The sequence below is a fragment of the Actinoplanes couchii genome (assembly GCF_016862075.1).
GTDB lineage: Bacteria > Actinomycetota > Actinomycetes > Mycobacteriales > Micromonosporaceae > Actinoplanes > Actinoplanes couchii.
In genome coordinates this window covers 17,027-29,415 of sequence record NZ_BOMG01000101.1, presented here as the reverse complement: position 1 = coordinate 29,415, position 12,389 = coordinate 17,027, and the positions used below count along the sequence as shown (strand labels likewise).

Annotated in this window: 11 protein-coding genes; 6 read left to right on the top strand and 5 right to left on the bottom strand. The window is 71.1% G+C overall.

Annotated elements, in window-relative coordinates; genetic code table 11:
- From Aco03nite_RS40495 to Aco03nite_RS40480, 4 genes are all read left to right on the top strand, one after another.
- On the top strand, positions 1-380 hold a 380-nt coding region (locus Aco03nite_RS40495), incomplete at its 5' end, for an L-rhamnose mutarotase (RefSeq protein ID WP_239145847.1).
- An 88-nt stretch (positions 381-468) separates the two neighbouring features.
- Positions 469-744 (top strand): hypothetical protein, encoded by a 276-nt coding sequence (locus Aco03nite_RS40490; protein ID WP_203806150.1) that lies wholly within the window; start codon positions 469-471, stop codon positions 742-744.
- Positions 745-781: 37 nt separating this feature from the next.
- Positions 782-2,449 carry a sensor histidine kinase gene (locus Aco03nite_RS40485; RefSeq protein WP_239145846.1) on the top strand — a complete coding sequence of 556 codons (1,668 nt, stop codon included), beginning with the start codon at positions 782-784 and terminating at the stop codon, positions 2,447-2,449.
- Entirely contained in the window at positions 2,442-4,166 is a 1,725-nt protein-coding gene (locus Aco03nite_RS40480; RefSeq protein ID WP_203806148.1) for a sensor histidine kinase, read from the top strand. Before Aco03nite_RS40485 ends, Aco03nite_RS40480 begins: the two co-directional genes overlap by 8 nt.
- Here the strand turns inward: Aco03nite_RS40480 and Aco03nite_RS40475 are convergent.
- From Aco03nite_RS40475 to Aco03nite_RS40465, 3 genes are all read right to left on the bottom strand, one after another.
- Positions 4,139-5,710 (bottom strand): glycoside hydrolase domain-containing protein, encoded by a 1,572-nt coding sequence (locus Aco03nite_RS40475; protein ID WP_239145845.1) that lies wholly within the window; start codon positions 5,708-5,710, stop codon positions 4,139-4,141. The genes Aco03nite_RS40480 and Aco03nite_RS40475 overlap by 28 nt on opposite strands.
- Before the next feature lie 106 nt (positions 5,711-5,816).
- On the bottom strand, positions 5,817-7,496 hold the full coding sequence (locus Aco03nite_RS40470) for an ABC transporter ATP-binding protein (RefSeq protein WP_203806144.1): 1,680 nt from the start codon (positions 7,494-7,496) through the stop codon (positions 5,817-5,819).
- Positions 7,471-9,252 (bottom strand): ABC transporter ATP-binding protein, encoded by a 1,782-nt coding sequence (locus tag Aco03nite_RS40465; RefSeq protein WP_203806142.1) that lies wholly within the window; start codon positions 9,250-9,252, stop codon positions 7,471-7,473. The genes Aco03nite_RS40470 and Aco03nite_RS40465 overlap by 26 nt, the downstream gene beginning before the upstream one ends.
- A 191-nt stretch (positions 9,253-9,443) precedes the next feature.
- Between Aco03nite_RS40465 and Aco03nite_RS40460 the strand changes: the two genes are divergently transcribed.
- Together Aco03nite_RS40460 and Aco03nite_RS40455 are read left to right on the top strand one after the other, a co-directional pair.
- On the top strand, positions 9,444-9,743 hold the full coding sequence (locus Aco03nite_RS40460; RefSeq protein WP_239145844.1) for an STAS domain-containing protein: 300 nt from the start codon (positions 9,444-9,446) through the stop codon (positions 9,741-9,743).
- A gap of 77 nt (positions 9,744-9,820) precedes the next feature.
- Complete coding sequence (locus Aco03nite_RS40455; RefSeq protein WP_203806138.1) at positions 9,821-10,396, top strand: HD domain-containing protein; 576 nt, start codon at positions 9,821-9,823, stop codon at positions 10,394-10,396.
- A gap of 15 nt (positions 10,397-10,411) precedes the next feature.
- Here Aco03nite_RS40455 and Aco03nite_RS40450 read toward each other — a convergent pair whose 3' ends face one another.
- Positions 10,412-11,479: a M20 family metallopeptidase gene (locus Aco03nite_RS40450; protein ID WP_203806136.1), complete on the bottom strand. Its 1,068-nt coding sequence runs from the start codon at positions 11,477-11,479 to the stop codon at positions 10,412-10,414.
- A 55-nt stretch (positions 11,480-11,534) separates the two neighbouring features.
- Positions 11,535-12,335 carry a DUF1684 domain-containing protein gene (locus Aco03nite_RS40445; protein ID WP_203806134.1) on the bottom strand — a complete coding sequence of 267 codons (801 nt, stop codon included), beginning with the start codon at positions 12,333-12,335 and terminating at the stop codon, positions 11,535-11,537.
- Positions 12,336-12,389: the final 54 nt, after the last annotated feature.

The window sequence follows — 12,389 nt, the reverse complement described above, 5'->3', positions numbered from 1 at the left end:
CGGTCTTGAAACGTTCTATCCGGGCGGGGCAGGATGTCGGCATGACCCACGTGTGCTTCACCCTTCAGGTCGATCCGGCGAAACTCGACGCCTACCGGGAGGTGCACGCCGCTGTCTGGCCGGACATGCTCGAGGCGCTGCACGAGACCGGGTGGCGGGACTACCGGCTCTATCTGCGGGGTGACGGGCTGCTGGTCGGCACCCTGGTCACCGACGACTTCGTGGGCGCGCAGGCGGCGATGGCCCGGACCGAGGTGAACGCGCGCTGGCAGGCGGCGATGGCCGAGTTCTTCCCGGTCCTGGGGGACGCCCGGCCGGACGAGGGGATGCTCGTCCTGGATCAGGTCTTCCACCTGGAGGAGCAGCTCGAGCGGCTCTGACACAGCGGACTGACAGGATTGTTACAGGTCAGGGGTGGTGCGGGCGGCTTACCCTGGAGTCCAGGCACTCGAATTTAGGAGACGTGCGGTGGGCTTTGTCAAGCGGTTCGTGCTCGGAATGGTCGCGTCCAGGCTGCAACGCATGTCCCACGGCCGGCACAACCCGGCGGTCGACGGTCTGCTGCGCGAGGTCAACTACCGGATGTACGGGACGCACGGCCACCACGGTCATCCTGGTCAGTACGGGCATCCCGGTCAGTACGGGCACCCCGGTTACGGCCACGGTTACGCGCACCACGGCCACTACCGTCATCACGGGCACTACCGGCACCACGGCCACTACCGTCGGCGCCGTTGGTTCTGACGGTCAGGGGCGCCGCCCGGGTGCCGATAGGTAGCTCGTGGGCATCCAGGCTGAGGCGGGCACGGAGCGGGAACGGGCGCGGGTCCGTGAGCTGCGTGAGTACCACCTGCTCGACACCCCGGCGGCTGCCGAGTTGCAGTCCGTCGTGCGGGTGGCGGCCGCGGTCGCCAAGGTGCCGACCGCGACCCTGAACCTGCTCGACGACCGCATGCAGTACCAGCTGACCACTGTCGGGTTCCCGGGCCGGCAGTGCGACCGGGACGACGCGATGTGCGCGGTCCGCCTGCACGAGGGTGTGTTCGTGCACGTGCCGGACGCCCGCGCCGATCCGGTGTTCCGGGACAACCCGTGGGTGACCGGGGTGCTGGGCCGGATCGTCTTCTACGCGTCGGCGCCACTGATCAGCCCGGCCGGGCACGTGATGGGCACCCTCTGCGTCTTCGACAGCGAACCGGGGCGGCTCTCCGAGGAACAGATCGCCGGGCTCGTCGACCTGGCCGGGATCGTGGTGGCGTTCTTCGAGCGGCGCCGCAACGCCCGGTTGACCGCACGGCTGAAGGAGACGATCCAGGCCCGCGAGCAGTGGACCCGGACGGTGCTGGACAGCATCGACGAGGCGGTCGTCGCGGTCGGCGGGGACGGCCGGGTGCTGATGGTGAACCGGGCGGCCCGGGACATCCACCCGCCGGAGGTCGACATGACCGGCGACCTGGACGGGGCGGCGCAACGGTTCCACCTGTTCCAGCCGGACGGCGAGACCCCGGTCGAGGACGAGGATCTGCCGCTGCGGGTGACGATGCGTACCGGCGAGGCGGTCCGTGGCCGGGAGATGGTGATCCGGGGGACGACCCGCGGGAACCGGTCGGTACGGGCCAACGCGGCCCCGCTGCGGTCGGCGACCGGTGAGGTGAACGGGGCGGTGGTGGCCATCCACGACGTGACCGCCGAACGTACCCGCCGGCGCATCATCGAGGAGGCGCACAGCCGGCTCGCCACCGCGAACGCCGAGTTGCGCCGTTCGAACTCGGACCTGACCGACTTCGCCGGGGCGGTCAGCCACGACCTGGTCGCCCCGCTGGCGGCGGTCGGCGGCTACCTCGACCTGCTGAGCGACCTGGATCCGGGGGAGGGCGGGGCCGAGGGCGGGCGTACCGACGAGTGGGTGAGGTCGGCGGCGCAGGCCGTGGTGCGGATGCGGGACCTGATCGACGCCCTGCTCGGGTACGCGGCGGCGGGCAGCGCCCCGGTGCGCCACCGGCCGGTCCCGCTCGGTGATCTGCTCGCCCAGGTGCTGCAGGATCTGGCCGGGGACATCGGTGTCGCCGGGGCCCGGGTCAGTGTGCCGACCGACCTGCCGACGCTGACCGGCGACCCGGTGCTGATCCGGCAGCTGCTGCAGAACCTGATCGGCAACGCGATCAAGTACCGGGATCCGTCCCGCCCGTGCCGGATCGACATCAGCGCCGGCACCGACTCGGTGCTGATCGCCGACAACGGCATCGGCATCCCGCCGGAGCGGCGTGAGGAGGTCTTCGACATGTTCACCCGGGTCGACGGCGTGCCGGTGCCGGGCCACGGCATCGGGCTGTCCAGCTGCCTGCGGATCGCCGAACGGCACGGCGGGGCGATCACCATCGGGGAGACCCTGGGCGGCGGCACCACGGTGGTGGTCACGCTGCCGGGGAAACCGTCAGATCATGGCTGACGTCGCCGATACGTCAGGCGTGGATCTGGCCGAGGGGGTGTCGGAGCGGGAGCGGCTGCGTCTCGTCGCCCTGCACGAGTACCGGCTCCTGGACGCGCCCGCCGGCGACGAGCTGGAGGCGGTGGTCCGGGTCGCCGCCACGGTGGCCGGGGTGCCGCACTCGACACTGAACCTGATCGACGAGAACCGGCAGTGCCAGCTCACCACCGTCGGGTTCGAGGGCAGCGACTCGGCGCGGTCGGATTCGATGTGCGCGGTGCGGTTCGAGAGCGGCGAGTTCACGTACGTCAAGGACGCCAGTGTCGACCCGACGTTCCGGAACAACCCGTGGGTGACCGGGGTGCTCGCCGGGGTCCGGTTCTACGCGTCGTTCCCGCTGGTCACGCCGGAGGGCCACGCGCTCGGCTCGCTCTGCGTCTTCGACCTGGAGCCGGGGGAGCTGGACGACGACCAGATCGACCGCCTGCACGACCTGGCCCAGATCATCCTGGCCCTGTTCGAGCGGCGCCGGCAGGCCCGGATCAACGCCGAGCTGGCGGCGCTGGCCGAGGAACGGCAGCGGTGGACCGACACGCTGCTGGCGACGATCGACGTGGCGGTGGTGGCCGCCGACCAGTCCGGCCGGCTGACCCTGTTCAACCGGGCCGCCCGGGAGTGGCACGGGCTGGACGCCGACCCGGACGTCGACGTCAACCACCTGTCCGGGCGGTACCAGCTCTTCGAGACCGACGGGACGACACCGCTGCGGCCGGAGCGGATCCCGCTGCTGCGGGCGCTGCACGACGGCAGTGTCAAGGACGCCGAGATCGTCATCAAACGGCCGGACCGGGAGCCGATGCAGGTCAGCACCAGCGGCCGGGCGCTGTCCGGGCCGGGCGGGATGCCGCAGGGCGCGGTGGTGGCGATGCACGACGTGACGAGCGCCCGCGCCCAGCAGCGGGCGATCGAGGAGGCCCGCCGGGAGCTGGCCGCCGCCAACACCGACCTGCGCCGCTCGAACACCGACCTGAACAACTTCGCCGGTGCGGTCAGCCACGACCTGGTCGCCCCGCTCACCGCGGTCAACGGGTACCTGGAGCTGATCGGCGACGAGGTGTCCGGGCGGCCGTTGCAGTGGGTGGAGGCGGCCGGGCGCGCGGTCACCCGGATGCAGAACCTGATCCGGTCGCTGCTGGACTACGCCCAGGCCGGCAGTGCTCCGGTGCACCGGGTGCCGACCGACCTGGCCGACATCTTCGAGCAGGTGCGCACCGACCTGGCCCCGGCCGCGCAGGCCGCCGGGGCGGGTGTCGAGGCGCCCGGCCGGCTGCCGGTGGTCGCCGGTGACCCGGTGCTGATCCGGCAGCTGCTGCAGAACCTGGTCGGCAACGCGATCAAGTACCGGGATCCGGAGCGGGACTGCCGGGTGGTGGTGTCCGCGGTCCGCGAGGAGTCCGGCGACTGGACGGTCCTGGTCGCCGACAACGGCCTGGGCATCCCGCCGGAGCAGCGGCGCCGGGTGTTCGAGATGTTCACCCGGCTCGGCAACGGCAGCGCCGGTGGGCACGGCATCGGCCTGTCCACCTGCTGGCGGATCGTGGAGCGGCACGGCGGCTCGATCCGGGTCGACGAGACCCCGGGCGGCGGCACGACCGTCGCCTTCACGCTGCCGGGTGGCGTCACCCTGCCCGGTGCTGTCACCTCGCCCGGTCAGAACAGCGGCGAGCGTCCCTTGTAGCCGGTTGCCAGGCGTACGCCCGCGGAAAGGGTCTTGCCGTTGCCCTTGAAGAGCATCAGGTCGCCGGTGGCGCTCCGGACCGCGACGAGATCGGTGTAACCGTCCCGATCGAAGTCGCCGACGCCGAGCATGTCCCGCAGGCCCTTGGCCGAGCCGATCTTCACGCCGGGGTGGAAGCCGCCCGCCCTGCCGCGGTAGAGGTACAGGTCGCCGGTGCTGGTCACCTTCATGACCAGGTCCGGCAAGCCGTCCCGGTCGAAGTCGCCGACCCCGGTGAACTCGCTGCGGGTGGTCCAGTTGCCGTACGCGAGCACCTTGCGCTTGCCGAACTTCGTGCCCTTCTGCCCCGGGTAGAGGTAGATGTTGCCGTTGCTGCTCTGCACGGCCAGCAGGTCGGGATAGCCGTCCTTGTTGAAGTCCCCGATCGCGGTCAACTCGCGCATGTGCTTGAAGTTCTTGTACAGCTGCTTGCGTTTGCCGAACTTGCCGCTGCTCAGACCGGGATAGAAGTACACCGCACCGGCTTTGGTACGGGCGATCATGTCGACGTACCCGTCCCGGTTGAGGTCCATCCGCAGCAGTGCGTTCGCCGACGCGTGGACGCCGACCTTGAGCCGGGCGCTCTCGGTGAGCACGGTGCCGTTGCCGGGGTACGCGTACAGGTTGCCGGTCGCCGAGGTGCGGGCCAGCACGTCGGACCAGCCGTTGCGGTTGAAGTCGGAGAGCTTGTTGCCGGGCAGCCGGGCGACGTCGAGATAGTCGTTGTCGATGTTGATGGTGACGCCGCCCCACGTCTCCCTGTGGTCGCCGCGGTACTGCTTCATCCGCCGTTTCGGCTGCCAGTAGCCGGCCGGGATGTCCGTGTCGGCGACGGTCACCACCTGGTCCCAGCGGGCGAAGTCGACGTAGTCCGGCCGGACGTACCCGGGCTGGGTGTAGACCGCGACCTGGTCCCGGATGCCGGAGGAGGTGCTGCTGTAGTAGCCGGAGAAGTAGCCGGCGTCGTGCAGCCGGGCGGTCCACGCGCTCATGAAGTTCAGCACCCCGGCACGGCAGGCGGCGTCGTCGGTGCGGTACGCCTCCATGTCGTAGATGAGGATGCTCTCCTTCGACAGGCCCAGCGCGCCGGCCTGCCGGATCGCGTCGTCGGCGGTGGCCCGGCCCTGCGCGGCCGCCTTCGTGTTGTCGATCTTGACGCGTTTGCTGGTCAGCGTGGTGCAACTGGCCTGCGGGCCGACGTAGAGCGGGATCAGCCGCCAGCCCCGGGTGACCTGCTCGCGCACCCAGGAGGCGGTGAGGTTCTTCTGGGTGCAGCCGCGGTTGACGCCGCCGAAGTAGATGCCGGCCGCGCGGTACGGCGACGACTTCAGCCAGGCCGCCATCGAGGCGCTCGCCGGGGCGGTGCAGGCGTCGAAGCCGTAGCCGGTGAAGTTGCCCGGTTGCGGGGCGAGGGCGGTGGCCGCGTCGGCGTCACCGTTGCTGTTGAACAGAGCGAGCGGGACGACCGCGAGCATGACGGCGGCCGCGGCGAGCTTTCGGAGCATGAGTCCCGCTTCGTCGGATTTCAGGGCTCCCCGAGGAAACCAGATCATCCCCGCCGTGACCAGCAGCCGTTCGGTCATTCGGCGGATGCCCGAACGGCTGGCAGGTCTACGAGCGGTTCCAGGCCTCGACCAATTTTCGGTACGGGCCCTCCTGCCCGGCCAGCACGTGGTGCGGGCCGGACTGCACGATCCGTCCGGCGTCGAAGACCAGCACCCGGTCCGCGTTCTCCGCCGTGATCATCCGGTGCGCGATCGCGATCGTGGTCCGGCCCCGGGTCAGCGTGGCCAGGGCGGCCTGCACCGCCACGTCGGTGGCCGGGTCGATGCCCGAGGTGGCCTCGTCGAAGATCACCAGGTCCGGGTCGGCCAGCGCGGTCCGGGCCAGGCCGACCAGCTGGCGCTCGCCCGCGGACAGCCGCTCGCCGCGCAGCCCGACCTCGGTGTCCGGGCCGTCCGGCAGGGCGTGCAGCCAGTCGCGCAGACCCAGGTCGTCGAAGACGCGCAGCACCTCGTCGCCGGTTCGGCTCAGGTCGCCGCGGTGGACGTTCCCGGACACGGTGCCCTCGAACAGGAACGGGTCCTGCGGCAGGATCACCACCCGGCCGGCCGTCGGGGCGAGCCGGTCCAGCGGGACGCCGCTGAGCAGGATCGTGCCCGACGACGGGTCCAGACGGCGGGTCAGCAGCTTGGCGAACGTGGACTTGCCGGAACCCGTCCGGCCGACGATCGCCACGTGCTCGCCCGCTTCGATGGTCACCGTCACCTGGTGCAGGACCGGTGGGCCGTCGCCGTATCTCGCGGAGGCCTGCTCCACGCGTACCGCAACCGGTCCCGGGGGTAGTGCGACGCCGTCGGTGACCTCCGCGCTCGGCGTCTCCACCAGCTGTTTCGCCCGGCGCCAGCCGGCCAGGGCGTTCTGCGCCTCGCCCAGGCTCTGCACCAGGAACTGCAGCGGCCGCACGAAGAACGTCACCAGGAAGACCATCGCCACCACCTGACCGGACGTCAGCCGTGGCGCACCGTCCCCGGCCAGCGCCCACCAGACCCCGCCGAGCAGCACCGTCACGGTCATCGTGGCGATCGCGATCTCACCGGACGACGCGTTGCCGTGCAGCGGCGGCAGCGTGCGGATCAGGCTGTCCCGGGCCCGGTCCACAGCCGTGTCCAGTTTTGCCCGCATCCGGTCCTGGGTGCCGGTGGACCGGATCACCGCCGCACCGGCCACCGATTCCGCCACCACCCGCTGCAGACCGGACAGATCCTGGCGAGCCCGGGCGAACCGCCGGCCGATCAGCCGCTGCATCAGGTACATGCCGGCCAGCAGCAGTCCGGCGATCAGCAGCACCGGCAGGGCCAGCTGCCAGCTGTAGACCGACATGATCACCCCGGCGATCAGCAGCTGCGCCGTGCTGGTGACCAGCTGGATGCCGCCGCCCTGCAGAAACGTCGTCATCTGGTCCAGGTCGGAGGTCAGCCGGGACACCAGATCGGCCGCCGGGGTGCGGTCCGCCCGGCTCGCCGCCATCTCGTGCACCCGGCGCAGCCCGGCCCGCCGCAGCCCGGCGACGGTGGTCTCGGCCCGCTCCTGCAGACCCCGGTTGAGCAGCATCGACGACACCCCGGCGACCAGCACGGCCGCCGCGCCGACGGTGATCGCCGGGCCCACCGTGTGCGTGGCCAGACCGGAATCGATCACCCGTTGCACGGTCAGCGGGGCGATGATCCGTCCCGCTCCGGCGAGCAGGGCCAGGATCAGGACCTTAACGAGCCAGCTGGGTACGGTCATCGCCCGCGGCCTCCTGCCCGTGCTCGTAGGCGGTGATCAGGCGGCGGTACTCGTCGATCTCCATCAGCTCCTCGTGGCTGCCGGTGGCGGCGATCCGGCCCGCCTCGACGAGCACCACCCGGTCGGCGATCGCCACCGCGGCCGGGCGGTTCGTGGTCATCAGCACGGTCCGCCCGGAGTCCCGGATCCGGCCCAGAACCTCCCGCTCCACCCGCGAGTCCAGCGCGGACGTGGCATCGTCCAGCAGCAGCAACCGGGGCCGGCGCAGCAGGGCCCGCGCGATGCACAGCCGCTGCCGCTGCCCACCGGACAGAGTCGCGCCGCGTTCCCCGACCACGGTGTCCAGCCCACCCGGCAACTCCCGCACGACCTCGTCCGCGGCGGCCAGCTCCAGCGCCCCCCAGATCTCGCCCTCGTCATACGGCCGTCTCCCAGCCGCCTCTTCCACCTCTGCGGTGTCTCTCGCCTCGGCGGAGGGGTGGCCGGAGAGTTCGAGGTTGGCGCGGATCGATTCGGCGAACAGGAACGGGTCCTGGGACACCACCGCCACGTTCGCCGCCACCACGCCGCGGGCCAGGTAACGGACGTCGACGCCGTCGAAGCACACCGTTCTCCCGGCCGGAACGCGCTGGCCACCGGCCAACTCCAGCAGGGTCGTCTTGCCCGATCCGACCCGGCCGACGACCACCGTGACGGTGCCCGGCTCCAGGGTCAGCCCGGTGCTCGTCGCCACCCGCAGCGGCCCGTCACCCGGGAGATCAGCGGTCCCGTATGCGGTGACCTCCGTACTGTCCAGAACGGACCGGACCCGCTCCAGGCCGGCGCCGGACATCGGCAGCATCGACAGGAACCGGCTGATCACGTTCAGCGGAATGGACACCGTGATCAGCAGATAGATCACCCCGACCAGATCACCGACCGACAGCTCACCCGAAGCGACCCGGGGCGCCGACACGGCCAGTACCAACAGCACCGTCGCGGTCGGTAACAACTCCAGCAGCGGGTCGAAGACCGAACTCACCGCGGCCATCCGCATGTCGGCCCGCTTCAGCCGCTGCACGTTCGCGGTGAACCGGGCGTCCTCGGCATCGATCAGGCCCAGGCTGCGGACCACCGGCCCGGCCTCGATCGACTCGTGGGCGACCGCCGCGACCAGCCCGCGCGCCTCCTGCATCTCCCGGGCCCGCGGCGTGAGCAGCCGCTGGTAGACCGCGGTCAGCGTGAACACCGACACCACCAGGGCCAGCCCGGCCAGCCCGAGCGACACGTCCCGCAGGAACAGTTCGGTGAGCGCCAGCAGCAGCATGAAGACCATGCCGCAGGCGAAGAACGCGAACTGCATCGGCGACCACTGCGCGTCCACATCGGAGATCGCGTGCGCCAGCAGCCGGCCGGGGGAGCGGTGCCGGAACCAGGGCAGGTCCAGCTCGAGATAGCGGTGTGCGACGGCCCGGCGGGTGTCGGCCTGGGCCCGGTACTGCACCCGGCCGGTGGCGACTCCCCGGACGAAGATGGTGCTCCAGCGGACCGCCGACACCCCGAGAACGAACAGGGTGCTCAGCCACCAGTCGCCCGGCGGGACACGCTCGCCGGACAGCGCCGGGATCACCACGTGGTCGGTGGCCCAGCCGACGGCGGCCGCGCCGGCCACCATGGTGGCGCCGTTGAGCAGCCCGGTGACCGTGGCGACCGATGCCGGGCCGGGGTGGGCGCGGGCGCCGCGGAGCAGGGCCAGCAGGGTGGGACCTCGTTTCACCCATAACACCTATCAAGGTGATGGGTTCATTGGGGTCGTCGTCCCATGATGACGATCATCACTCGAAGTCGATCGTTCACCTGATGGACACCGGTCGTTGTGCGGGGGCGCTCCGGTGCCGCACCTATGGTGGGCAGACAGCTGAACGCACGGTAACGAGAGGCAGTCCGATGCGTGGCGCGTTACTAGAGGTGAACACCAGTTCCGACGGCAGTGTGGTCATTCAGCCACACGGCTCGGTCGGTCCCGACGACGCGGTGGAACTCCGGCAACTCCTGGTGCACACGGTCCGCCGTGTCCGCCCGCTCCGCCTGATAGTCGACCTGGCCGACGTCCGGGACCTGGACCCGATCAACCTCGGTTCCGTGGTGGCCGCCTGCGACCTGGGCGACGACCATCAGGTGGCGGTCTTCGTGCACAACCCGAACCGCGCCCTGGCGGCCCAGCTGCACGCCGCCGGAGTCCCGTCCCAGCGGGTCCGCCAGTCCTGACCCGCCGGACATCAGTTTCGGACAGCGGCCATCGGTTGTTGGTCCGTTGTTAACCTGCGGAGACGTAGCCTTCGCCCATGACCGCTGTTCTGTTCACCCGCGCCGACCTGGCCCGGAGCGTTGCCGAGGAACTGATCGGTGACAGCGGTAACCGCTGGAAACACACCGCCGGGGTGGCGGCCCGGGCCGCCGAGCTGGCCGCCCGCCTGGACCTGGACCCGGACATCCTGGTGACGGCCGCCTGGCTGCACGACATCGGCTACGCCGAGACGATCGCACTGACCGGTTTCCACCCGTTGGACGGCGCCGTGCACCTGAGCGCCGAGGGCTGGCCGGCCCGCATCGCCGGCCTGGTCGCCTACCATTCCGGAGCCCGATTCGTGGGCGCGGCCCGGGGCCTGGCCGCGGAACTGTCCGCGTTCCCCGACGAGCGCAGCCCGATGGCCGACGCCCTGACATACGCCGACCAGACGACCGGCCCGACCGGCCTGCGGGTGGACACCGAGTCCCGCTACGCGGAGATGCTGCTACGCCAGGGCCCCTGCTCCTGGAACGCCCGGGTGGACCCGGAACGCCGCCCCCACCTGCGGGGAGTGGCAGCCCGCATCGAGCATGCCCTGACCGCCCGGGCCACCCACTCCCTGGCCGCCTGACCCACCGGGCGCGGCTCAGACCAGGGAGAACAGGAAGTTCGTCAGGGCTTCGCGGTACGGGGGAAGGGTGCGCAGATCGACGTACTCCTCCGGGCCGTGCTGCCCGTCGCCGCCGGGACCGAAGATGACGGCGTCGGTGCCCACCGCGGAATAGAAGCGGCCGTCCGCGGCGCCGTGTTTGCGCAGCAGGGCCCCGCTGTAACCGACGGTCCGCGCGGCCGTCTGCAGTAGCCGCAACTCAGGCCCGGACGGGTCGGCCCAGTGCGGGGCGCCGAGCGAGTCGACGCGAACCCGCACCTCCAGGCCGGTCACCGTGCGCAGGTGGTCGGCGATCTGCTGGCGGGTACGGCCGGCGAAGTCCGGATCGGACGGCGGGAACCGGATGTCGAGCAGCGCCCCGGCGGCGTGCGGCACCACGTTGGCGGTGGTGTTCGGGGTGTCGACGCGGGCCACGTTGACCGTGGTCACCCACTCCTCGGACGCCGGCACCGGATAGCGGTCGACCAGGCGCTGGACCGCCGTCAGCACGGTCAGCACCGCGTTCGAGCCGAGCCACGGGTACGCGGCGTGCGCGGTCCGGCCGGTGGCGGTCAGCCGGACCCGGGCGATGCCCTTGGACTCGGCGACGATCCGCAGGTCGCTCTGTTCGCCGATGACCACGAAATCGGCCCGGACACCCTGCGCCACCTGGTGGCCGGTGCCGTCGAAACCGCCGACCTCCTCGTCGGTGACCAGCTGCAGGGCGATCGGGAACGGCAGTTTCGGGGCCACGTCCCGGAAGACCGACGCCATCACCACGGCGGCCGCCTTCATGTCGTGCGCTCCCCGCCCGTACAGCCGATGGCCGTTGATCTCGGGTGTGAACTGGGCGGGTGAACCGGGGACCACGTCGAGGTGCGCGTTGAGGATGACCCGCGGCCGGCCGGGGGTGGCGACGAGGGCGCTGGGTTTGCCGCCGGAGGAGAAGCGGCGCACCTCGAAACCCGGGCCGACCAGGGCGAGCACCAGATCGAGTGCTCGCCGCAGGTCGTCCGGGCGGTCGGCGGTGGAGGGGATCGAGAGCAGCTCGATCAGGTCGTCCATGCGACGAAATCTAGCCTGGCTTCTCCCCGACCTGGACGCCCGGCTTCTCGCCGGTCTAGACGCCCGGCTTCTTCTCGCCGGCCTCGACGGCCACGGCGAGACGGTTGCCGGCCGGCGGCAGCGGGCAGGTGGCGAACTCGGTGTACGCGCACGGCAGGTTCACCGCCCGGTTGAAGTCGACGGTCACCGTGCCGTCCGCGGCGGGCGCGTCGATCACCAGCGAGCGGTTGGCCCCGTACGTGGTCAGCCCGGACGTCTCGTCGGTGAACAGCACGGAGAGTGTGCCGGGGGCGTAGCCGTTGAACGCGATCAGTGACCGCGGTGAACCCGCCAGCTCGAACTCGATCCGGCCGGGCGACTCGTAGACGTGCTCGATGCCCTCGGCCACCGACCCGACGGTGGTCGGCTGCGGCTCGTCGAACGGCACATACCGCCCGGTGACCTGCCACTTCTCGTCGGCCGGGAAGGCGGGCGTCCCGGTGTACGCGGCGAGGACGGGGCTGGCCGGATCCCGGGGGCGGACCACGTCGTACCCACCGCGCTTGGCGATCTCGATCTTGATGGGAAGCGCAGCGTCGCCGAAAGTGACGGTGATGTCGGCACGTTCGGCGATCGGGTCGAAGGTGTGGGTGCCGGTGATGACCTGATCAGAAAGCGACAGGGACTCACCCTCATCGAGGACCACGGTGACCCCGTCCGGCCCGGTGCTCCACGCGCCGGGCGCGCCGTCGAAGCGCTGCGGGTCGCCGGTCAGCCAGTGCAGGCCGGTGATGGCGAGGAAGCCGTGCGGGTCGGCGCGCCGTTTCTCGTGGGCGGCGTGCCACTGGTCCCACTGCTCCTGGAACGTGATCGTCATACCAGTGACAGTAATCCCTACTTTGCGTGTGGGATATAGGCCGGGCTCGTGAGA